Raw genomic sequence first — 21443 nt, 5'->3', positions numbered from 1 at the left:
CCAGAGTTCCGGGAATGCCCCGGATGAACAACCTACTGAGAGATCACAGCTAGGGCTCGACAAAGGCGCTCAACTGACGCATGTACGTATGCGCACGCTGCGCGGAGTAGTGGTCGATCAGCAACAGCGCCACGAACATTAGGCAGAAGCCGGCAGCGACCCCGTTCCAAAGGGGACTGCGCACAAATGCCACGATCACCACTGCCAACACAGTGAACGCAATACCCGCCAAGCGGTACAGGGGATACTGATCGATCACCACCTGCATCCGGCTCAGTTCTGCCGCGAATGCCTGCTGCGCCTGTGCGCTATGAACAGCCGAGAGGAGCGCGGATGCAACCTGCGGATCATGACACAGCAGCCAGAGAGCAGTGCCGCCGAACAGGGCTACGGCCAACGCTACGGTCATGCAAAAGCCCCGAGAGAAACCATCGCGGGTGCCTAGATACAAGACCGTGCAGGCAATCAAGAGCAGCGCCCCGATTAATACGATGCTGAACATCTCGAGGCGTTCGCCCTTGAAGTACGTCTGCACGGCGACCAGCATTGCCTGCGGGTCCAAGCGTTCCATCGAAGCCTCCCTATTCTCGTGGTAGATCGGTGTGCTGCATCGGTGTTTCCCGATCGCCCCGGATCAAATCGGATCCCAAGGCGTCACCGCCATCGACGGCACATTGGCGAAAAAGCTCGGTTCCAGTGCCGGGATGGCATGATCCTCGATATCCTGCGGCGTCCATCCATCTGCACGGTGCACGGAGCGCACGATGCGCGGCTGGCTGAACAGATAGATCTCGTTGGCGCGCACGCCGAAGATCTGCCCCGAGACCTTCGCGCCGGCATCGCTGGCCAGATAGACCGCCAACGGCGCGATCTTCGAGCTTTTCATCTTCTTGAGTTTTTCGATTCGCGCGATCGCCTCGGGCGAGTCGGCCGGAATGTTGGCCGTCATTGCCGTCCAGGCCCAGGGCGCGATGCAATTCGAGCTCACGTTGAACTTGGCCATGTCCATGGCGATCGACTTCGACAGGCCGACAATCCCCATCTTGGCCGCGGAGTAATTGCCCTGGCCCAGGTTGCCGATGAGCCCGCTGGTGGACGTCATGTGGATGTAGCTGCCGCTCGCCTGCTCCTTGAAATGCGGTGCTGCCGCGCGCGCCATGTAGAACGAGCCATTCAGATGCACATCGACCACAGTCTTCCATTCTTCCAGGCTCATCTTGAAGAAGAAGCGGTCGCGGGTGACGCCGGCGTTGTTAATTACGCAGTCGATGCGCCCGAAGCTGTCCATCGCCGCCTGCACGATGCGACTGGCCGACTCCCATTCGGCCACGCTCTCCACCGCGGCCACCGCCGCGCCCCCGGCAGCGGTGATCTCGTCCACCACGGTTTGCGCAGCGGCCTTGCCCTCGTTATCGCGAGCGAGGTCATTGACCACTACCTTGGCGCCATGCGCGGCAAAGGCGAGAGCGAAATCGCGGCCGATGCCACTCCCTGCGCCAGTGACCACTACTACCTTTCCTTCAACCTTTCCAGTCATTGTCGTCTCCACAAAGTTCCCGACCGCATCAAGCGGCGATTTCAACCGTGCCCTGATCCAGCACGGTTACATCACGTGATTCCACTCGCGCCCGCAGGCGCAGTAATTCCGCGCTTTCGCGCCACAGCTGAATCCGCACCGTCTCGCCCGGATACACCGGCGCGGTGAAGCGCACCGCCAATCCGCGCAGCCTGCTCGCATCGTAGTCGAGGCACTCGCGCAACACCGCATGGGCGGCCATGCCGTAGGTGGCGAGGCCATGCAGGATGGGCCGTGGGAACCCGGCCTTGGCGGCCACCGCAGGATCGGCGTGCAGCGGGTTGTAGTCGCCCGACAGCCGGTAAATGAGGGCCATCTGCGCCAATGACACGAGGTCCACCTCGATATCGGGCGCGCGTTCGGGCATTTTCGCCAGCGGCTCGGGGGGCGGATCGGATATGCCGCTGTCGGCACTAAACCCGCCGTCGCCGCGCAGCACGCTGACATTGCGGCTCTCGGCCAGCAAGACGCCCTGCTCGTCGCGGATTTCGCGCACGACCACACCGAGCGCACCCTTGCCCGGGCCCTTGTCGGTGAGCGACTGCACGCGGTTGCTGACCAGCAGGGTGCCGCCCACCGGCAGCGGCCGATGGAAGCGCATGTGCTGTTCGCCATGCACCAGGCGCACAGCGTCGGCGCCGGTGCGCGGATCCTTCCACCATGCGCCGGGCGCGCCCATCACGGTGGCCATGGTGGGCATGGCGTGCAAATCCGCTTCATAGACGTAGCGCAGCTGGCGCGCGTCTTCAGGATCGCAACCCAATCCGACGCCTAGCGCATAAAGCATGCAATCGCGTTCGCTGTAGCTGTAACGGACCTCGTCGAAGACCCAGTTCTTGACCACGTGATAGTCGATCATTTTCGATTTCCTGTGTGCCGCATCACTGTCCCCGCCAGCGCGGTGGCCGGCGTTCGGCGAAGGCTCTAGGGCCTTCGATGGCATCGCTCGATTCGCGCATCCGCTGCACCGCGGGTAATTCATCCTGAACGCGAATGGCCTCGGCCAGGTCGGCGTATGCCAGGCCACAGCGCATCGCCTGTTTGGCTGCACGCACCGCCAAAGGCGCGGCGCCGAGTATCTGTTCGGCCCAACAGCGCGCGGCCGTCAGCAACTGATCCCCCGGCACGACCTGATTGACCAGGCCAAGGCGCAACGCTTCCTCGGCGTCGACACGGCGACCCGTGAGCGCGATGCCCATGGCCGGCTTCAAGCCGATCTGCCGCGGCAGGCGCTGCAGGCCACCGGCCAGCGCGCCCAGACCGACCTGGACCTCCGGCAGGCTGAAACTCGCCTGCTCGGCCGCGATCGCCAGATCGCAGGCCAATGCCAGCTCGAAGCCACCGCCGACTGCCAGGCCGTTGACCGCCGCAATCACCGGCTTGTCCAGGTCGAAGCGCGCAGTCAAACCGCCAAAACCCGACGCAGGCATAGGCGCACGACCATGCTCGGCGCGAAAGTGCAGATCGTTGCCGGCGCAAAATGCCCGTTCACCGCTTGCGGTCAGAATGGCTACCCACTGCTCCGGATCGCGGGCAAAAGCATCGAAGATCCCGGCCAGCTCGTGATGCGCCGGCGGATGCAACGCATTGAGCCGCTCGGGCCGGTCGAGGGTGATGACCGTCAACCGGCCCTCACGTTCGACGCTAACGAACTGGTAATCGTGTTGCGCCACTTTGCCTTCAGGCCTTTTCGAGAATGTGGATGGCACAGGCGCTGCCCAGGCCGACGACATGGGTCATGCCGATGCGCGCACCTTCCACCTGACGCTTGCCCGCCTCGCCGCGCAAGTGAGTGCAGATCTCGTAGACGTTGGCGATGCCCGTCGCGCCAAGCGGGTGCCCCTTGGACAACAGGCCACCGGACATATTGACCGGCACGCGCCCGCCCAGCGTGGTGGCGCCGCTGTCGAGCAGACGGCCACCTTCGCCATCCGCGCACAGACCGAGGTTCTCGTAGTGGAGGATCTCGGCGGTGGCGAAGCAGTCGTGCAGTTCGACCAGGTTCACATCGTCGGGTCCCAGACCAGCCATCTCGTAGGCCGTCTTGGCCGCCAGGCGGGTGACCGTGTTGACATCCTGCATGACCAGGTTGCGCGGGGTAAACGGGTCGCTCGCCAAGGCCGAGGCACGTACCCGCACCGCACGGCTCATGAGCCCGAGTTGCCGCACCTTCTTCTCCGACATCAGCACCGCCGCGGCCGCGCCGTCGACGTTCACCGAACACATCAGCTTGGTGTTCGGGTAGGCGATCATCTCCGCGCCCATCACCTCCTCGAGCGGCGTCTCCTTCTGGTACATCGCCTTGGGATTCATGGTCGAGTGATGGTGGTTCTTCACCGACACGCGGGCGAACTGTTCGAAGGTGGTGCCGTACTTGCGCATGTGCTCCATGCCCACCATGGCGAATACCGCCGGCATGGTCTCCGAACCGATCAGGCCTTCGGCGGGTAGCGGCTCGTTGCCGACCTTCTTCTTGACGATCATGCCGGCCGCCATTTGCTCGACACCGATAGCGAGCACGGTGTCGTAGAGGCCGGCCTTGATCGCCGTCCAGCCCTCGCGCAGTGCGGTGGCGCCGGTGGCGCAGGCGTTGGTGCAGTTGACCACCGGGATGCCGGTCTGGCCGATCAGCTGCAGGGTGCGCTGGCCGGTCATGGTCTCGCCGATGTTGCCGCTGTACAGCGCCTGAACATCGCGCATGCCGACGCCCGCATCATCGAGCGCGCCCATGGCCGCCTGGGCCGCCAGCTGGACCACGGTCCGCTGCGGATAGCGGCCGAATTTGATCATGTCGATTCCGACAACGTATACATCTGTCATGACAAACTTCCTCAGGCGGGGACAAAGAAATGCGCAATGTAGCCGGCGCCTTCTTCTTTCGCGGTCTCGGCGCCGCGGAATACCATCTTCACCGGCATGCCGAACTGCAGCTTGCTGGGGTCAGGTTCGATGTCGAGCAGGTTGCCCTTGACGGTGCCGCCGTCGTCCAGGTCGACGATCGCCGAGACGAAGGGCACGCGAATGCCAGGGTAGCTGCGATAGACGATGGTGTAGCAGTAGAGCTTGCCGGTGGTGCCCATGGTTACGGGGTCCATCGTCCCACGCGCCGTGCAGGCGCCGCAGTCGTCACGCTGGCCCAGGTACATGGCGCTGCAAGCCGAACAGCGGCTGGCACTGAGGTACGGCTCGCCGTTTTCCGCGATTTCCGTATAAGAGGTTGCGGGTTGCAAGGTCCGCTCGGTGTTGGTTTCCATGATGAGGCCTCTAGATGTGAGTAACTGAACCCACCGCGCAGTCAGCGCAGCACGGTCATACCGTTCTTGATCACCACAACGTCACGCGCATTCACCCGGGCTTCGAAGAAGATGGTCTTGCCTTCCTGCCACATGTCCACGCTGACCGTATCGCCCGGCAGCACTGGCGCGGAAAACCGCGCGCCGTGGCTCGCGATACGTGAGGCGTCGTAGTCGCAAAAGGCCTGCAGCACCGCCCGGCAGGTCAAGCCATAAGTGCACAGCCCATGCAGAATCGGCCGTTCGAAGCCGGCCGCACGCGCGACTTGCGGGTCGGCATGCAGCGGGTTGCGGTCACCGCTCAGGCGGTACAGCAGCGCAAGATCGTGACGCGTGGGTAAGTCGATTGTCCGATCGGCGGCCCGCGCGGGGCGCTGCGGCGCACTGGTTCCGCCCTGCTCCGGCCCGCCGAAACCGCCGTCGCCGCGGGCAAAGGCCGTGCGCGTCAGGGTCGCGATCGGCTCGCCGTCATCCGCACTCTTGAGCACCGTCTCGCGCACCACGACCGCCCCCTTGTCCGCGCCTTTGTCGTAGATCGCGATCACCCGGCTGTCCGCCACGATGCTTCCTGCCAGCGGGATCGGCCGATGCAGCACGGTCTGTTCCTCGCCATGCAGGGTGCGCCGGCGATCAAGGCCAATACGCTCGGGCGTAATACCAGCCCCCCATGCAGCCACACTGGCGAAGGTGGGTAGAACGCACAGATCGCGCTCATAGACGTAGCGCAGTTCCTTCTCGTCGAGCGGATCCGCGCCCATGCCGACGCCCACCGCATAGAGCATGACTTCGCGCTCGGTCCACTCGAAGCGCCGGCCTTCTTCACGCAGCTCGAGCACTGCCGGATAGTCGATCGCCATGCTCAGGCCTTCGCCGTCGGGCCGTAGGCGTTGACGTACTTGAGATCGCGCGTCGGCATCATCACCTTGCCCGCGGCGATCGCGTCCGCCAGGTGCTGCGCGTCAAACTCGTCCGGCGGCGTAAATCCTTCGCCCATTTCCATGCGAATCTCGCTGACATAACCACCGCCCGCGAGCAGTGTCTTTCCGGTCTGTTCGCCGGACAATTCGCTGACCATGTACAGCACCACGGGCGCGACCCTCTCCGCGGTGAAGGTCTTCTTGTACTCTTCCGAGGTCGTCGAATCGGTCAGCTGGCTCGCCGCCGCAGGCGCGATTGTCCATACGCGGATCCCATACTTCTGACCTTCGAGTGCCAGTGAATTGGAAAAGCCCCAGATGCCCGCTTTCGCCGAGCCATAGTTGGTCTGGCCAAAGTTGCCGCGCAGCCCCGATGTCGAGGTGGTGTTGACGATCACGCCGCCGCGCCCGCTGTCCTTCATATGCATGAAAACCGGCCGAGTGACGCAGTAGGTGCCCTTCAGGTGCACACGGACGACGAGGTCGAAATCGGCCTCTTCCATCTTCGGTAGGCTCTTGTCGCGCAGGATGCCGGCGTTGTTGACCAGGATGTGGACGTCGCCGAAGGCATCGAGGGCCGTTTTCAGGATCGACTCGCCACCGGCAACCGAGCCGACATCGTCGTAATTGGCCACCGCCCGTCCGCCCAGGCGTTCGATCTCGGCGACCACACGTTCGGCTGGGCTCTGCTCATCCGGGGACGATGCGCGGGCAAAGTCGTTGACGACGATGCTCGCCCCTTCCTGTGCCAACAGCAGCGCGTAGGCCCGGCCCAGCCCAGCGCCCGCACCAGTGATCACTGCTACCTTGCCTTCAAGTAATTTCATGCGTCTTGTTCCTTTTCGAATCAGTGGCTGCCGGGCAAGGCGTTGAACGACACATCCTTGTCGACGCGAACGTCTGGAGGCAGCCCAAGCACCCGCTCGGCAATGATGTTTTTAAGGATCTCGTCGGTGCCGCCGGCAATGCGCAGCCCCGGCGCATAGAGAAAATCGTGCTGCAGCGAGGCGTCGAGTGCGGCCCGGGCGGGGTCGCAGACCAGACCGAACAGGTCCTGCTGCTCGATGAGCTCGTGCGCGAGGTCCTGTAGGCGGTTTACCGCGACCAGTTTGCCGATCGACGCTTCCGGCCCCGGCGCAAGGCCTCTCGACAGCGCCGTCATGGTGCGAAAGCGCGTGTACTTGAGTCCTTCGCTCTGCACGAACCAGTCGGCCAGGCGCGCGCGGAAGGCGCCGTCGCCCAGCAGGGTCGATTCGCCGTGCGGCACCTGTGCCGCCAGCCGCAGCACGGCGTCGATTTCCGGACCGCGCGGCTTGCCGCCTTCGACACGCTCGTTCATCAGCGTGAAGATCGCCACCTTCCAGCCCTCGCCCACTTCGCCGAGGCGCTGGGCGTCGGCAATGCGCACCTGATCGAGATAGACCTCGTTGAAATCCGACCCGCCAGTCATCTGGTGAATGGGGCGCACGGACACACCTGGCGCCTTCATGTCGATCCAGAACATGGTGAGGCCACGATGCTTGGGCACGCTGGGATCGGTGCGCGTCAACAGCAAGCCGTAGTCGCAATAGTGAGCGCCGGTGGTCCACACCTTCTGCCCACTGACGATCCAGTCGTCGCCCGAACGCACGGCACGCGTGCGAACCGCTGCGGCATCGGAGCCCGCCGAGGGTTCGGAAAACAACTGGCACCAAATCTGCTCGCCACGCAACGCAGGGGCGACGAAACGCTGCCGGGTCCCCTCTTCGGCATACTTCATGACCGTCGGCAAGCACATTCCCAGGCCGATACCGAAGAACCCGCTGGGCACATCGAAGCGTGCCTCTTCCTGATTGAATATCACTTGCTGGATGGGCGTGCCGCCACCGCCGCCCCATTCGCGCGGCCAAGTGACGCGCGCATAGCCGGCTTCGGCCTTCAGCGCCTGCCAAGCCCGGGCACGCACAAGGCGCGCCGCTTCATCCAGATCAGCGGAGCGGGCGCTCGCGACAGCGGGGGCGTTGGCTTCGAGCCAGCAGCGCACCTCGGCACGGTAGATCCCTTCCTCGGCGGTATCGTCGAAATCCATCGTCAAACCTCCTCCGGGGCACCAACGTGCCGCGACTCGAGTTCGGTGGCCAGATGCTCCTTCCACCAGCGCGGCGCACCGGCTGCGAGAGCGAGCTGTTGCGCGCGTCGGTAGTACAGGTGGGCGTCGACTTCCCAGGTGAAGCCCATGCCACCATGCGTCTGGATGTTTTCCTTGGCCGCGTGCCAATAGGCGTCGCTAGCGGCGATACGCGCGGCGGCGGCGGCAATCGGCATCTCGTGGCCGTCGACATCCTTGTCCAGGGCCCAGGCCGCGTAGTACGCGTTCGATCGGGCCAGCTCGTTACGGACATACACCTCGGCGAGTTTGTGCTTGATCGCCTGATAGCTGGCGATGGGCCGGCCGAAGGCGTACCGCTCAAGCGCAAAGGTCTTGGCCATTTCCAGGCAGCGGTCGGCGCCGCCGATCTGTTCGAAGGCCAATAACGCCGCCGCCCGCCGATACACCTGGGTGGCAATGCGCAGGCCCTCTCCAGGACGGCCCAACTGCTCGGCCGCTACGTCGGCGAACGACAGGCCGGCCAGCCCGCGCGTCGGATCGAGCGACGCCAGTGGCGCACGCTTGACCCCGGGTTCGCGCAGATCGACGAGAAACAGCCCCGGCCCTTGCTCGCCCTGGGCCAGCACGATCGCCACGTGAGCGACGTCGCCATCGATCACCGGTATCTTGTCGCCGCGCAGGCGCCCGCCTTCGACGCTCGCCTGCAACCGCGCCGGGATGGGCTCGCCGGCACCTTCGGCCGCAGCGAAACAGCCGATGCAGTCGCCACTGGCCACCTGGGGCAGCCAGTGCGCCTGCTGCTCCTCGGTGCCGAACTGCATCAACGCCTGGGCGAAGAAGTACAGGGTGGAAGCGAACGGCACCGGCGCGAGCACGCGCCCCATCTCTTCGGCGATGGCGCACAGCTCGACGTGGCCCAGGCCGAGCCCGCCGTGGGCCTCCGGCAGCACGCTGCCGAGCCAGCCCATGTCGGCGAGTTGCGTCCAGAGCCCGGCATCGTACGAGCGCGAGGCATCGTCGAGCACGCCGCGCACCACCGCCGGCGAGCAGCAACCGTCGAGGAATCGACGCGCCTCGTCCTTGAGTAAACGCTGGTCCGCTGAATAATCGAAGTTCATAGCGAGCGCCCCCTGCGCGAACGAAAGACGGCGCGCCTCATCCGGCGTGAATCTCGATCAGCTTCTGCTGGGTGTACTCGTGCAGACCTTCCTCACCCAACTCCCGTCCGTAGCCCGAGCGCTTGATACCGCCGAATGGGCCGTTCGACAGCTGGGTGCCGGCACCTCCATTCAGGGTGACGCCGCCACTGCGGATCTGCAGCGCCATTTCGTAGGCACGACCGAGGTCGGCGCTGATAATGCCGCCGCGCAGACCGAAGTTCGAATCGTTGGCGATGCTCACCGCCTCGTCGTCGCTATCGAAGCCGATGATCACGCCGATGGGACCGAAGATCTCCTCCTGCGCCAGGCCCGAGCGGTTGTCGACGTCGTCGAACAGCGTGGGGTTATAGAAGAAGCCGCGATCCAGGTGAGCCGGGCGCTGTCCACCGCTCAACAGCTTGGCGCCGGATTCCAGCCCCATGGCGACGTAGCGCTCGGTGCGGTCGCGCGCAGCGGCGCGGATCAACGGCCCCATCTGACTGGTGGGATCCAGGGTGTCGCCGACCCGCACGGCCTTGGCCTGCTCGGCCAGACGGCGGGCGAATTCACCCCGAATCGAGTTGTGCACCAGGCTGCGGGTGTTCATCGCACAGCCTTGCCCGGCATGACTGGTAAAACCGCGCAATGCGTTGGCCACGGCCAGATCGAGGTCGGCGTCCTGACGGACGATCAACGCCGATTTGCCGCCCAGCTCCAGCAATACACGCTTGAGTCCCGGCGCGCACTGGCCAGCAATGGCCGCACCTACAGTGTCGGAACCGGTGAAGGTGACCATGTCCACGTCGGGATGAGTGGTCAACAGCTCACCCACTTCCTTGCCGCCGGTGACCACGTTGAGCACTCCCGGGGGCAGACCGGCGTCGTGGGCAGCCTCCGCGAGCACCATCGCCTCGAAAGGCGTGAAGGGCGACGGCTTGAGCACACAGGTGTTGCCGGTCATCAGGGCAGGCACGATCTTGATGACGTTGAGGAAGAACGGGTAGTTGTAAGGCGTGATCGCCGACACCACCCCGACCGGCTCTCGCACCACGAAGCCGGTACCCACAACCTTTCCCTTGGCGGTCTGGGTCAGCTCGGGCGCCAGGGCCTTGACCTGAATCTGCTGCCCCGCCTCGAGAAAGTAATCGAAGTGTTTCATGGGTATATCGAACTGTCGCCCGCGCGTCTGCGTATGGATCGACCCGGCTTCCAGGGTAATCAGCTCGCAGATCGGCCCTGCGCGCTCGATCAGCAGGTCACGCAGCCGAGCGAGGTGTTCAGCCCGCTGACGCGGGCTCATGCGTGGCCATGGGCCGTGATCGTAAGCGTGGCGCGCTGCCGCGATGGCGTCACGAGACTCGCGCTCGCCCCCCACCGGCGCGAGCCCGATCACTTCCTCGGTCGAGGGGTTCACGACTTCTTCTCGCGCCGCACTGTCGACGGAGACGAATTCGCCGCCAACGTAAAGCGCGGCTGGATGCTTCAAGGGCAATTCGAAGGACACGTAATACTCCAATCAGGGCAGCAGCCGCCCTTACATGTGCGAGAGGATTTTCTTGATGTCGGCCGAGGTCACGGGCTTGTCGCTATCTCCGGCTGGATTGAGGCCGCCACGCGAGGTCGGCGCGACATCCACGAAACCGGCCTGGGCGCGCAATGCTGCGACAGTGCATGCCTCGCGACCACCCATCAGGCTGAACGGGTCATAGCTGAATTCACGCATGGCGTTCAAGTGGGTGATTTTGTCGATATCGACTGTCGGCAGATTGCGCACGCTCTTCCACAGATGCTCCGGAGAATGCGGCCAGATCGCATCGGAGTGTGGGTAGTCGACTTCCCAGGTGATCATGTCGACACCGATATCCTGGCGATTGCGCAGACCGAAATCGTCGTCGATGAAGCAGGTGATTACGTGACGGCGGAACACGTCGCTGGGACGCTCATTACCGAAATTGGCGCGCGTCCACGCACTGTGCTGCTGGTAGGTGAAGTCGGCGCGCTCGAGCAGATAGGGAATCCAGCCGATACCGCCTTCGGACAGCGCCATGCGCAGCTTCGGATAACGCTTCCAGAAGCTGGCGAACAGCCAGTCGGAGGCCGCCGTGGCGATCGAGATTGGCATAGAGGTAATCCACGCATCGATCGGCGACTCATCCGAAGGATAGGGGGCATTACCGGCGGAACCGATGTGGCAGCAGAGCACCATCGCATGCGCTTCGCACGCGGCCCAGAGCGGCTCCCAGGTCTCCGAGTGCAGGCTCGGCAGGCCGATCAGCGAGGGGTTGTCAGGGAATGAGATGGCATGCACGTCGAGCTTGGCCAGACGCTCCACTTCCGCCACCGCGAGTTTGACGTCCCACAAAGGCAGCAGGCCGAGCTTGATGAAACGCGCCGGATGCTTGCCGCACCAGTCATGGACGTGCCAGTCGTTGTAGGCGCGGATCGTCGCCAGGGCCAACTCCTTGTCCTGCATCTTCTGGAAGCGCGCACCGGCGAACCCGGGAAAGGAGCCGAAGCAGATGGAGCCGAGTACGCCGTTGGCGTTCATATCCTCGATGCGCGCATCGACGTCATAGCAGCCCTTGCGGACCTGCTCGTAGGACACCGGCTCGAAGCCGTACTCTTCCTTCGGGCGTCCGGCGACCGCATTGAGGCCCAACCCTGGTGCGCGCATTCCTTCGAGCTGCCATTGGTGGGCACCGTTGGAACCGCGTACGACCTTCGGTGCACGATCCTTGAATTTCGCCGGCATGTGCCGCTCGAACATGTCCTCCGGCTCAATCAAGTGATCATCGACACTGACGAGTACCATGTCTTGCATTTCCACGGGAGTCCCCTCTTATTTGAGTAATGGCAACGGATTCGATTCTCCTACTGAACTGATCCACTGTCAATTTTTATCAGTAACCACCCGCTCGTCTTGCGGGCGTCCCTGAGCACCTAGATTCGTTCGAACAATGCCGCCAGACCCTGACCGCCGCCGACGCACATCGTCTCCAATCCGTAGCGGCCACCACGGCGGCGCAGCTCGTGCAGCAAGGTCGACAGCATGCGTACCCCGGTGGCGCCAATTGGATGCCCCAGGGAAATCCCCGAACCGTTTACATTGAGCCGATCCAGATCGCTCCAATTCCAGCCTTTGAGCACTGCCAGGGCCTGCGTAGCGAAGGCCTCGTTGAGTTCCACCAGATCCATCTGGTCCAGGCCGATGCCGGTGCGCTGGACTAGCCTGGCTACCGCAGGAACCGGCCCGATGCCCATCGTGGCCGGATGACAACCAGCGGCCGCCCAGCCCACCAGCCGGCCCATGGGCTCCAGGCCCAACGCTGCCAGGCGGTCCTCCGCCACCACCAGGCAAGCCGAGGCGGCGTCGTTTTGCTGACTCGAGTTGCCCGCGGTGACGGTTCCGTCCTTGATCAAGGGACGCAAGCGCGCCAAGGTGTCCATGGTGGTGTCGGGGCGAATGCCCTCATCCCTTTCCACCAGGATAGGCCCGCCCTTCTTCTGCGCTACCGGCACCGACACCACCTCGTCGGCGAAGCGCCCCTCTTCCCACGCGGCAGCGGCACGCTGGTGGCTGCGCATGGAAAACTCATCCGCCGCCTCTCGGCTGATACCGTACTCGCGAGCCAGGTTTTCGGCCGTTTCCGGCATCCCCGAGATCACGCCAAAGCGATCGACCGGTTGCGAGCGCTCGCGCCCCCGCTGCAGGCGGTCGTGCAGGGTGACCGAGCCCGCGCGAGAGCCCCAGCGCATATCGGTACTGTAGTACTCGATATTGCTCATGCTCTCCACCCCGACCACCAGCACGACATCGGCGGCGCCGGTCTGTACCATCATGGAGGCGTCGATCACCGCCTGCAGGCCCGAGCCGCAGCGGCGGTCCACCGTGTACCCCGGCACCTCCAGCGGCAAGCCCGCAGCCAGCCCCGCATAGCGCCCCATGCAGGGCGCTTCGCTGGACGAATAGGACTGCGCGACTATGACCTCGTCGATAACTGCAGGGTCGATACGGCTGCGCTGCAATACTGCCTGGATCACATGGACCGCCAACTGGTCGGCGGTAAGGGATCGAAACGCGCCGCCGAAGGCACCGACGGGCGTTCTAAGGGGGGATACGATGGTAGCTTGTCTCATGGCTCAACCCTGGCTAATAATTGATGCAATATCATTTATTATGGTAATCCAGAGGCCTTCCCCATGCAAATTATCGACCCGACCCAGCTAGACCTGAGCACTCTGGTGCGTCCCGGCGATACGGTGATGTGGGGGCAAGGCTCCGCCGAGCCGACCATGCTGACCCGCGCCCTGATGGAGCAGCGCCAGAGCATCGGCCCATTCCGCGCGCTAATCGGAATGACCTGGGCCGACACACTGAAGCCGGAGCATGCGGACACCGTATCCTTCCTGTCGTACTGTGGTGCCGGGCGCAACCGCGCGCTGGCGCGCGCAAAGGTGCTCGACATATGGCCAGGGCATTACTCCGATCTGCCTCGCCAGGTCGCCGGCGGCGAGCTGCATGTCGATGTGCTCATGCTGCAGCTGTCGCCCCCTGACGAGCACGGACGCTACAGCCTGTCCATGGCATGCGAATATTTGGCTCCGGCTTTGGCCAGCGCGCGCTGCATCGTGGCCGAGATCAATGACCAGGCGCCCTGGACGCACGGCCCGATCTCGCTCGGCGCGGACGACATCCACTATGCGCTCCACGCTTCGTACGCGCCTGTCGATGCCCCGTCGGTCGGTTCCGGCGGTGAGGTCGAACAAGCGGTCGCCCGGCGCGTGGCGGGGCTCATCGACGACGGCGCCACCCTGCAATGCGGCATCGGCAGCCTGCCGGAAGCCGTTCTGCGCCAGCTACACGACCGCCGCGACCTCGGCTTGCACAGCGGCGCTCTGGTCGACCAGGCGGCCGTGCTGGCTGGCGAGGGGGTCATCACCAACGCGTGCAAGACGATCGACCGTGGCGTCAGCGTGGCCGGCGTGCTGATGGGCACGAAAACCGTGCGCGACTACGCGCACCGCAATCCGACCGTAGAATTGCGCAGTGTCGCCTATACCCACTGCGTCGATGTGCTGGCCCGCATCGACCGTTTCGTGGCGATCAATTCCGCGATCGAAGTGGACCTGAGCGGCCAGGTCAATACCGAGGTCGCCGCCGGCCTGTACGTCGGCGCGGTGGGCGGCGCGAACGACTTCGTGCGCGGTGCTCACCGCTCCAGGGGCGGCTTGCCGATCATCGCGCTGCCCTCGCGCGCCAGCTCGACCGAGCGCCCGCTCCCACGCATCGTCGCCCAGCTCTCCGGCCCGGCCAGTATCCCGCGCAGCGATGCCGGCATCATCGTCACCGAGCATGGCATCGCCGACTTGCGCGGTTTGACCTTGGCCCAGCGCATGCGGCAGATGATCGACATCGCCCATCCGGACGACCGTGAAGCGCTCGAGCGCGTCGCGGGCATGCAGGTCAGGCCATGACACCCGGTTCGCGCGCTGCCGGTTGCGGATCGCAGCCGATTTCGCGCGAGCGCCGAGCCTGTTACCCGGCGGTCGACACAGGAAGCATCAATCGAAGACGACAGGGCCAACACGTTAAACGTAACGGCCTGCCGACGGCCCTCAACCAAGAGCGGGCACAGCGGCCCCGTAGCCCTGATCGATGGTCTCGAGCAACTGGCTGACCTGCCGCTCCCATGCCTCCTGGTGCCCCCCCATCCAGCGCGTTCCGACCGACTCGCGAACGGCGTCCTGTAGGCCGTTGAGCATGGCCGGAAACATGCCGGCGCTCACCTCCCACATGCGGTGATCCATCGCCCAGGTCTGTACGTGGGCGCGATTCAGGCGGCCCGCCGCCTGGTCGAGGATGGTAAGCAGAATCGCGTTCAACATGCGCCCCTGCAGGGAGCGATCGCAATCCCCGCCAAACAGCTCCCGCGCCTCAGGCATAACCGCAAAAAAGCGCTGGTATACACAAGGGCTGAGATCATCGACATACTCTGCCGCGATCTCCAGCGACTCACTGATCCACTCGGCGTCGGTACGCATCATCATTCACTCCATTGTGCTGGGCCATTGCTAGCAGGCCGTTGAAAAACTACCTGCTAGGCATCGTGCGGACAGAAGGCACGATGCCTGTCGGAACAACGCACCAATCAAGTCCGACTACCAGACCAGTTCGAGCGATTCGACGCTGAAGACCCCGCCGCCGGCAACGCGCGGCGGGATGCCCTCCTTGATCGAAAATGTCGGTATGCGCGAGAGGCACTCGCGTAGTCCGATGAGCAGTTCCCGCCGCGCCAGATGGGAACCGATGCAGCGGTGCGGGCCATAGGCGAAGGCATTGTGCGGATTCGGGTTGCGGCGAATGTTCACCACATCCGGGGCCTCGAATTCGAGCGGATCGCGGCACGCCAGAATGGTCGAACAGGTTATGTTGTCGCCCTTCTTGATCGCGACGCCGGCGATCTCGGTATCGCATGTGGCCTCGCGGCTGGTATTGACCACGGCGAAGGCGCGCAGAAACTCTTCCACGGCATCGGGAATCAGCGACGGATCCTCGCGCAGCACCTGCTGATCGGCGTGATGCTCGGCGAGATAACGCATGTAGAAACCCAGACTGCTGGCGACGGTGTCCAGCCCGCCGATAAACAACAACAGACACAGCCCCAACGCCTCCGAGTCATCGAGCACCCGGCCGTCGACCTGACTCTGCACGGCAAAGCTGATCAGGTCGTCCGTCGGTTCGAGGCGTCGCGCCTTGATCAGCCCGGAAAGGTAGCCGCAGACCGCCTCGATCCCCTCGGCACGGGTCGATCGCTGGCGCATGATCAGCCCCTCCCATTCCAGGAACCGGGGCATTTCCTCCTGCGGCAGTCCCATCAGGCCGAGAAAGATGCCGATGGGGAATGGACGGGCGAAGTCCTCCACGAAGTCGCAGCTGCCTTTCTCGAGGATCTTGTCGATCAGCGACGTTGAGACATCGAGCACCGTCTGTTCGAGGGCCTGGATCTTCTTCGGCGAAAACAGCGGGTTCATCAACGCCCGATACTTGGTGTGCTCGGGCGGATCGAGTTCGAGCGGGATCAAGGTCAGTTCCCTGCTCTTCGCGCGACCGATGTCACTCGAGAAGGTCGCCGGATCCTGCAACACGGCGCGAATATCGGCGGCCCGCAGCGGAATCCAGGTGCCGGGCGAATTGGGCAGTTCATTGTGGTGCACCGGCGAATAGATGATAGGCGGCCCCTGGTGCAATGCTCCGACCGTCGCGTGAGGGTCGTCGCCCAAGCCCGTTCTGAAATCGAAAACCTTGACCAGCTCGGGCGGAACATGCGCGGGAATATCATGCTCGGCCAGGGTCGCAGCGCTAGTGTTCATGTGATTTTTCCTTCTGTATCCGCTGATGGTGAAACGCGACGCGCCATCGCAGCGCCGCATCCGTCTCCTTGCCTGAGGTGGTGAACCGCTCAGACGTGTGAGAGTACCTTCTTGATGTCCACCGACGTGACCGGCTCGCCTTTCTCCACAGACGGGTTGAGTCCGCCTCGCGAAACAGGTTCGGTATTTACGTGCCTGGCGAGTGCCCGCAGGGCCCCGACCGTGCAATTGTCCTGACCGCCCATGGGCGCGAACGGATCGAAGTTGAAGACCCGCATCGCGTTCTGGTGGGTAATCTTGTCGATATCGGACGTGCTGAGCGAGCTCAGCGACGGCCAAAGCACTTCCGGCGACTCCGGCCAGGTGCAGTCCGAATGTGGGTAGTCGCATTCCCACGCGATCATGTCGATGCCGATGTCACCGCGGTTCTGCAGGCCAAACTCGTCGTCGATGAAGCAGGTCATGACGTGACGGCGGAACACGTCGGAAGGCTTTTCACGACCGAAGTCCGCGTTCGTCCAGGCACCGTGGTGCTTGTAGGTGAAATCCGCACGCTCGAGGAAATAGGGAATCCAGCCGATGCCGCCTTCGGAAAGGGTCATGCGCAGGTTGGGGTATTTTTTCCAGAAGGACGCGAACAGCCAGTCGGCTGCAGCACCGGCGATGCTGATCGGCATGGCGGTGATCCAGGCGTCGATCGGCGACTCGTCCGACGGATAAGGCGGGTTGCCGGCGGACCCGATATGACAATTGACCACGACTGCATTTTCCTCGCAGCACGCCCACAGCGGATCCCAGCAGGCGTGATGAATGCCCGGCAGGCCGATGATCGCCGGGTTCTCCGGAAAGGAAATCGCATGGACGCCCAGCTTGACCATACGCTTGAGCTCTTCCACGGCGAGTCTGGCGTCCCACAAGGGCAGCAGCGCGATCGGGATGAAGCGCCCCGGATGCTTGCCGCACCAATCGTGGACGTGCCAATCGTTATAAGCCTGGATCGTAGCCAGCGCCAAGGCCTTGTCCTCCATCTTCTGGAAGCGCGCGCCGGCAAAGCCCGGGAAGGAGCCGAAGCAGATCGACGCCAGGACGCCGTTGGCGTTCATGTCTTCGATACGGGCATCGACGTCGTAACAGCCCTTGCGCACCTGATCGTAGGAAACCGGCTCGAAGCCGTACTCGCTCTTCGGCCGGCCTGCCACCGCATTGAGCCCCAGACCCGGTGCCCGCAGGCCCTCTAGCTGCCATTGGTGCGAGCCACCGGTCCCCCGCACTACCTTCGGCGCACGGTCCTTGAATTTGGCCGGCATGTGGTGGTCGAACATACCCTCAGGCTCGATCAGGTGGTCGTCCACACTGATCAACACCATCTCATTCATTTCCATTTACTGCAGTCTCCGAAAATTTTGCAACGCTCGCCGGTGCCGTTGCCGTTGCTGCATTGCAGGTCAGGCGGACCGAAAGTCAGTCGCCGCTCATGGCCAGCCCAAATAACTGACACAAGATCAGTTTCATGGCAAAAGGACGACCCCGTGTTGACCTGGGTCAATGAATGGCGAAACGCCTGCCTTAAGCCAGGCGGCGTCTGGCAGTGCCATGTCCAGCTCACGGCACCCGAGATGAGTATGAAGGTCGCCCTGGATTGCGCGGATGTCTGGTCCGACAGGCTGCTAGCGGAGCGGTGCCCCGCGAGCCTGCCGGTTCGAGCCCATGATGGCGGGCAGGATCAGCGCGTCAGATGCCTGGCTGGATCAGGCTGCTGTCCAGGATCGTGGCGGAGCCATTGTGCTGGCGGCGTCACGCCTGGATGACGGTATCGAAGTCGCCCGCCCACGCGCGTAACCGTGGGAAACAGGCAGGCACCTTCCTGCGCCTGGCGCTGCATTAGCGGGAACTGACGAGGTAGTGGAACAGCGCTCACATCGGCCGGATATCGGCTGACATGGCATTGCCGCGAACCACGTGCAAGGCGAAGCGTCCTGCACGCAAAACGGCGGCAGGCGAGCGGCGCTGGTAGTGGACGACCGCAAACTCGGCATTCATCCGTGCCGAGACGACGCTGCCGGCGACGGTCGAAACCCGCGCGGGAACACGCACGGGCAAGGACCTCAGGAGTGGCTTGGAGAATCGTTGGTCGATTCGAGCCCCATCACCGCCCATGACAGCGGCAGATTCTTCAGCACCAGCGCCTCACTGCAGATGGCCTGCACCTCGGCACCCGGCGTAAGCCGGAAATCCGGGATGCGCTTGAGCCATTCCTCGTAGGTGATGCGCAGTTGCTGGCGCGCGATATTCGAGCCGATGCAGCGATGAAGACCGGCACCGAACGCGATATGCGGGCTTTGCTGGCGGTCCACGTCGACCGCAAGCGGATCGCTGAACACCTCGTCGTCCAGGTTCGCCAGCGGCAGGGAAAGGATGAGGTTGTCGCCCTTGCGCAGGGAAACCCCACGAAATTCGACGCCTCGCGTAACGAACCTATTGGTCGTGATCTGACTATAGCGGCGCAGCAGTTCCTCGATGGCATCCGGGATCGCTGAAGGATCACTTACCAAGCGCCGGCGTAGCGGTACATCGATCGCCAGGTGACGGAAATGCAGACCGAGGGCCCCGGCCACAGTGTCGAGCCCTGCCAGCAGAAAGAAGAAGAACAGACCGAAGATCTCCTTCTCGGTCAGCGGCCGGCCATCGACGCGGGCATCGAGAACGATGCTGATCAGGTCGTCGCCGCGCTCATGTTCTCGCCGCTTGATCAGTTCCTGCTCGAACGCCATCAACCATTCGAGCCCCGCTTTTCTCGCGATCTGGTCATAGCCGCTGTGCAGGATACGACGCACATTGCCCATCACCGCCAGCGTCTCGTCGATCGAGATGCCGAGCAGGTGGCTGAAGATGCCGGCGGGCAATTCCGAGGCGACAGCCTGGAAATCGACCTCCCCGGCGTCGACAATTGCCTCGATAACGCCCACGGTATGGGCGCGCATGCTCGCCTCCAACGCCTTGATCCGGGCAGGCGCGAACAAGGGGTTGAGCAAGGCGCGAAACTTGGTGTGGTCAGGGGGATCGATCTCCACCGGGTAGGCCAGCCACTCCTCGCCACCCAGGGCGCGGTCGAAGCCGGCAATATGGCGGCTGGAGAAGGTCTGCGGATCCTGCATCACCGCCAGAATATCCTCGCGACGCGTGATCACCCAGTTACCCCATTGCGGATCCCTGGCGGTACGCGGGATATAGAAGATCGCGGGGTCGCCCGCGAAGCGTTCCTTGAAGTCCCTTTGCGGGTCGTCACCGACGGTGATCTGGTAGAAATCCACGTCTCGCACCAGTTCAGGCGGTACGTGAGCGGGAATCTGCGGGCCCGTGGCACTTGCGTTGCTTTCAGTCATGCACGTCTCCTGGGTCGATGCCCTCTAAATCGATCGAAATCGCCGCAATCTGCGCGAGGGTACGCGGCGGCGCGAAGCGTTCAATTGGCGGAGCGATGAAAAACCTCGCCGAGACAGACGAGGCACGCAAAAAACCGGCGAGAAACGCAGCGTAGCGAATCAAACGGCCTGGGCTCGCCCGCTGGTTTACGATCTGTAAACCAGCAATCTGTTGGGGACGCCTAGTCGGGGTGCCCGGCCCGAGTTCGCATACGAACCTGTTTTAACGACGCATCGGCAACGTCGTAGTTTTTCAACGGCCGGTTAGACCGCCAGAGCCTCCAGCAAGGAGGAGGCACGCGCCTCGCCCTCGAGCTGCGCGAGCGTCGCCATGACCCGTTCCACCGCAGCGTCGGAGATCAAGCCCGACACCAGACGGGTGAACTTGTCGGTAAGATCCGCATCGGATGCCGGATTATCAGGAAACCCTCGAGGAGCGCGTACGTAGTGTTGCAGCGTCACGCCACTATGCAGTTGCACCACTACCGTGGCGCCGAGCTCGGATGCGCCCGGCTCGAACGTCATGGCATAGGGCGAAACCTTGTCGGCAACAGCCAGGACCTCCGGATCCGTCCAGTGCTGACTGTCGAGGTAGAGGTCGAGATCGTTGCGCCGCTTGACGATGCGCAACGCCAGGCTGAACGCCAGACTGAACTGGGCGCTGATGCTGTCCGTCGGCCGCACGATGGCCGCACCATGGGGAATGGCCCAGGCGGCCAGCCCGACCCGGATCGACTCCACGTCGCTCGGCGCAAACTCCCGCTCGCGCATGATCTCGCTAAGCGCATTGAGCGCCGCGTGCACCGTGCCAACCGCGGGGTAGAGTTTGAACATGGTGTCGAGGATGTGGAACCGGCCCTGCCAGAAGCGCTCGATCTCCGGCGCTCTGCCATCGCCGAAGAGTTTGAAAATGCCGCGTTTGCCTTCGAAGATCGTGCTCGGTCCGGTCATGCCGAGTTGCGCCAGCAACGCGGCCTGCACGCCGGATCTCGAGGCGGATCCCGCGTGCAGGCGCTTGACCTCGCCGCCACTCTGGTCGTACTCCATGGTGCCGGATGCCTCGCTGGCCGCCACGCTCAGCGCATGTGCGGTCTGCTCGACATCCAGGCGCAGTAGCTTGGCGGCAGCGGCAGCCGCGCCGAACACGCCGCCGACCTTGGTACCGTGCCAGCCGGACTGCAATGTGCTGTGGTGGATCGGGCCGACCCCCAGCGTCTGGGCCTGATAGCCGGCGACCACCGCCATGATCAGATCCTTGCCAGATGCACCCTCGCGCTCGGCCACCGCCAGGGCGGCGGGGATCACGCACACGCCCGGGTGCCCGCAATTAAAGTGAGCGTCGTCGAACTCGCAGCTGTGCCCGAAGGTGCCGTTGACATAGGCGGCATAGGCCACCGATGTCTTGAAACCCTTCTGTATCACCGACGCCTCGGGCGCTCCGCCCATGGATGCAACGAGGCGGCCGACCGACTGCACCTGCGCCAGCGTGGCGCCGCGAACCTGCACCCCCAGTTGATCGAGAATGCACTGCTTGGCTCGCTGCACCACGATATCGGGCAGGTCCTCGTACTTCAGCTCGACGATCCAGCCGGCAAGCCGCCTGGCGAGCGTTTCCTGGTCATTTGCAGACTGCATG

The 21443-nt window shown here is 63.8% G+C and carries 21 protein-coding genes; 2 read left to right on the top strand and 19 right to left on the bottom strand.

Translation table 11 applies throughout. The features are described 5' to 3' along the window. Nucleotides 1-49: 49 nt before the first annotated feature. The 13 genes from VCA57_RS17550 to VCA57_RS17490 form a co-directional block, all read right to left on the bottom strand. Nucleotides 50-571, bottom strand: coding sequence for a hypothetical protein (locus tag VCA57_RS17550; protein WP_411186359.1), 522 nt, complete (start codon nucleotides 569-571; stop codon nucleotides 50-52). A gap of 63 nt (nucleotides 572-634) precedes the next feature. Beyond that, nucleotides 635-1537 carry an SDR family NAD(P)-dependent oxidoreductase gene (locus tag VCA57_RS17545; RefSeq protein ID WP_411186358.1) on the bottom strand — a complete coding sequence of 301 codons (903 nt, stop codon included), beginning with the start codon at nucleotides 1535-1537 and terminating at the stop codon, nucleotides 635-637. A 28-nt stretch (nucleotides 1538-1565) separates the two neighbouring features. Further along, nucleotides 1566-2435, bottom strand: a complete 870-nt coding sequence (locus tag VCA57_RS17540) for a MaoC/PaaZ C-terminal domain-containing protein (protein WP_411186357.1) — start codon at nucleotides 2433-2435, stop codon at nucleotides 1566-1568. Between the two features lie 22 nt (nucleotides 2436-2457). Then, nucleotides 2458-3249: an enoyl-CoA hydratase-related protein gene (locus VCA57_RS17535; RefSeq protein ID WP_411186356.1), complete on the bottom strand. Its 792-nt coding sequence runs from the start codon at nucleotides 3247-3249 to the stop codon at nucleotides 2458-2460. A 7-nt stretch (nucleotides 3250-3256) separates the two neighbouring features. Then, nucleotides 3257-4396, bottom strand: coding sequence for a thiolase family protein (locus VCA57_RS17530; RefSeq protein WP_411186355.1), 1140 nt, complete (start codon nucleotides 4394-4396; stop codon nucleotides 3257-3259). Between the two features lie 11 nt (nucleotides 4397-4407). Further along, nucleotides 4408-4830: a Zn-ribbon domain-containing OB-fold protein gene (locus VCA57_RS17525; RefSeq protein ID WP_411186354.1), complete on the bottom strand. Its 423-nt coding sequence runs from the start codon at nucleotides 4828-4830 to the stop codon at nucleotides 4408-4410. Nucleotides 4831-4871: 41 nt separating this feature from the next. After that, entirely contained in the window at nucleotides 4872-5726 is an 855-nt protein-coding gene (locus tag VCA57_RS17520; protein ID WP_411186353.1) for a MaoC/PaaZ C-terminal domain-containing protein, read from the bottom strand. A 2-nt stretch (nucleotides 5727-5728) separates the two neighbouring features. Further along, complete coding sequence (locus VCA57_RS17515) at nucleotides 5729-6613, bottom strand: SDR family NAD(P)-dependent oxidoreductase (protein ID WP_411186352.1); 885 nt, start codon at nucleotides 6611-6613, stop codon at nucleotides 5729-5731. A gap of 20 nt (nucleotides 6614-6633) precedes the next feature. Continuing rightward, nucleotides 6634-7854, bottom strand: coding sequence for an acyl-CoA dehydrogenase family protein (locus VCA57_RS17510; protein ID WP_411186351.1), 1221 nt, complete (start codon nucleotides 7852-7854; stop codon nucleotides 6634-6636). Between the two features lie 2 nt (nucleotides 7855-7856). Further along, nucleotides 7857-8993, bottom strand: a complete 1137-nt coding sequence (locus VCA57_RS17505; protein WP_411186350.1) for an acyl-CoA dehydrogenase family protein — start codon at nucleotides 8991-8993, stop codon at nucleotides 7857-7859. Nucleotides 8994-9030: 37 nt separating this feature from the next. Continuing rightward, a complete protein-coding gene (locus tag VCA57_RS17500) occupies nucleotides 9031-10518 on the bottom strand; it encodes an aldehyde dehydrogenase family protein (protein ID WP_411186349.1) in 1488 nt (495 codons plus the stop codon). Between the two features lie 30 nt (nucleotides 10519-10548). Next, nucleotides 10549-11841 (bottom strand): amidohydrolase family protein, encoded by a 1293-nt coding sequence (locus tag VCA57_RS17495; RefSeq protein ID WP_411186348.1) that lies wholly within the window; start codon nucleotides 11839-11841, stop codon nucleotides 10549-10551. 113 nt (nucleotides 11842-11954) lie between these two features. Beyond that, nucleotides 11955-13151, bottom strand: coding sequence for an acetyl-CoA C-acetyltransferase (locus tag VCA57_RS17490; RefSeq protein WP_411186347.1), 1197 nt, complete (start codon nucleotides 13149-13151; stop codon nucleotides 11955-11957). A gap of 63 nt (nucleotides 13152-13214) precedes the next feature. Between VCA57_RS17490 and VCA57_RS17485 the strand changes: the two genes are divergently transcribed. Further along, a complete protein-coding gene (locus VCA57_RS17485) occupies nucleotides 13215-14489 on the top strand; it encodes an acetyl-CoA hydrolase/transferase family protein (RefSeq protein ID WP_411186346.1) in 1275 nt (424 codons plus the stop codon). A gap of 141 nt (nucleotides 14490-14630) precedes the next feature. Here the strand turns inward: VCA57_RS17485 and VCA57_RS17480 are convergent, their stop codons facing one another. The 3 genes from VCA57_RS17480 to VCA57_RS17470 form a co-directional block, all read right to left on the bottom strand. Further along, nucleotides 14631-15059, bottom strand: coding sequence for a hypothetical protein (locus VCA57_RS17480; RefSeq protein ID WP_411186345.1), 429 nt, complete (start codon nucleotides 15057-15059; stop codon nucleotides 14631-14633). Nucleotides 15060-15173: 114 nt separating this feature from the next. Further along, entirely contained in the window at nucleotides 15174-16385 is a 1212-nt protein-coding gene (locus VCA57_RS17475; protein WP_411186344.1) for a cytochrome P450, read from the bottom strand. Nucleotides 16386-16474: 89 nt separating this feature from the next. After that, on the bottom strand, nucleotides 16475-17767 hold the full coding sequence (locus VCA57_RS17470) for an amidohydrolase family protein (protein WP_411186343.1): 1293 nt from the start codon (nucleotides 17765-17767) through the stop codon (nucleotides 16475-16477). A 328-nt stretch (nucleotides 17768-18095) separates the two neighbouring features. Here VCA57_RS17470 and VCA57_RS17465 point away from each other — a divergent pair, with 328 nt between their 5' ends. Beyond that, complete coding sequence (locus tag VCA57_RS17465; RefSeq protein ID WP_411186342.1) at nucleotides 18096-18224, top strand: hypothetical protein; 129 nt, start codon at nucleotides 18096-18098, stop codon at nucleotides 18222-18224. A gap of 75 nt (nucleotides 18225-18299) precedes the next feature. Here VCA57_RS17465 and VCA57_RS17460 read toward each other — a convergent pair whose 3' ends face one another. From VCA57_RS17460 to VCA57_RS17450, 3 genes are all read right to left on the bottom strand, one after another. Beyond that, a complete protein-coding gene (locus tag VCA57_RS17460; protein ID WP_411186341.1) occupies nucleotides 18300-18479 on the bottom strand; it encodes a hypothetical protein in 180 nt (59 codons plus the stop codon). An 11-nt stretch (nucleotides 18480-18490) separates the two neighbouring features. Continuing rightward, nucleotides 18491-19768, bottom strand: coding sequence for a cytochrome P450 (locus VCA57_RS17455; protein WP_411186340.1), 1278 nt, complete (start codon nucleotides 19766-19768; stop codon nucleotides 18491-18493). A gap of 303 nt (nucleotides 19769-20071) precedes the next feature. Beyond that, complete coding sequence (locus tag VCA57_RS17450) at nucleotides 20072-21442, bottom strand: MmgE/PrpD family protein (protein WP_411186339.1); 1371 nt, start codon at nucleotides 21440-21442, stop codon at nucleotides 20072-20074. Nucleotide 21443 lies beyond the last annotated feature (1 nt).

Origin of the sequence: Pseudomonas sp. (assembly GCF_046581935.1) — a bacterium.
GTDB lineage: Bacteria > Pseudomonadota > Gammaproteobacteria > Pseudomonadales > Pseudomonadaceae > Aquipseudomonas.
Note: the sequence above shows the minus strand (reverse complement) of the source record. Positions and strands in the feature narration are given on the sequence as shown.